The 509-nt window shown below is 36.1% G+C and carries 1 protein-coding gene; it reads right to left on the reverse strand.

What is annotated here, in order from left to right:
- Positions 1-200: 200 nt before the first annotated feature.
- Positions 201-476 (reverse strand): hypothetical protein, encoded by a 276-nt coding sequence (locus P1S59_14750; protein MDF1527477.1) that lies wholly within the window; start codon positions 474-476, stop codon positions 201-203.
- Positions 477-509: the final 33 nt, after the last annotated feature.

Genomic DNA, 509 nt, shown 5'->3' on the forward strand with positions numbered 1-509 from the left:
TCATCTGATCTACTCCTTAACCTATCATATTCATCCTGCATTATGTCAGCGTTTGCAGGATTCTTTCCCGGATGGTGTTTATCGTTGGTTGAATCGATCCCGGGTTTAATTGATATGCTTTTTTGGTTACGTCTCGCCAAAACAGTTCCATCTGTGTCGGCGTTCCTTCATGTCCTTTTAATTTATCTTCAATACTTTGACTATGATTTTTTGATAATTTCATCTGCGAAGCTCCTATTTGGTTCTGGGATTTGATTCCAATATTTTGGATTAGTATAAACTATAATCATTGCTGTTGGTGATACTTGAATATATCTTATTATTAATTTCTTAATTTGGTGTGGTTTGGCCGATGAAAGTGACTGTATTATCGTTTTAGGAGACACATGGATATCAACATTTATTAATCCATGATTATGTCCCCACAATTCTAATGCGTCTGCTAACAGGTGGCGACATCGTTTGATTAATCCCACCTATGGAACCCTCCTGAATTGTTTATATATTTC

Source organism: bacterium (assembly GCA_029210965.1).
In the GTDB taxonomy this organism is placed as follows: domain Bacteria; phylum BMS3Abin14; class BMS3Abin14; order BMS3Abin14; family BMS3Abin14; genus JALHUC01.